The organism is Bacillus hominis (genome assembly GCF_018332515.1).
Taxonomy (GTDB): Bacteria; Bacillota; Bacilli; order Bacillales; family Bacillaceae_G; genus Bacillus_A; species Bacillus_A hominis.
Genome location: NZ_BOQD01000692.1, coordinates 1 through 321, shown reverse-complemented (window position 1 = coordinate 321; position 321 = coordinate 1). Strand labels below are relative to the sequence as shown.

The window sequence follows — 321 nt, the reverse complement described above, 5'->3', positions numbered from 1 at the left end:
CCTGGAAGTGCTGATTAATCACAGCCAGTTAACGCTGGCGCAGCAGATGCGAGCTGAAAAATTACGCCAGCGGCTAGTTGAAAGTAAACTGAGCAAGTACAACTTGGGGGCCGATTTCTCTCTGCCTGCCGAAGCCAAAGATAAAAAAATCATCCTGGTGCCGGGTCAGGTAGAAGACGATGCCTCTATTAAAACTGGCACTGTGTCGATTAAGAGCAACCTTGAGTTATTACGCACAGTGCGCGAGCGTAATCCGCACGCCTACATTATTTATAAACCGCACCCGGATGTATTAGTGGGGAATCGTAAGGGCAATATTCC

The 321-nt window shown here is 48.3% G+C and carries 1 protein-coding gene; it reads left to right on the top strand.

The features are described 5' to 3' along the window. The coding region (locus KI356_RS28990; protein WP_498066728.1) for a capsular polysaccharide export protein, LipB/KpsS family at positions 1 to 321 on the top strand (321 nt) is incomplete at both ends.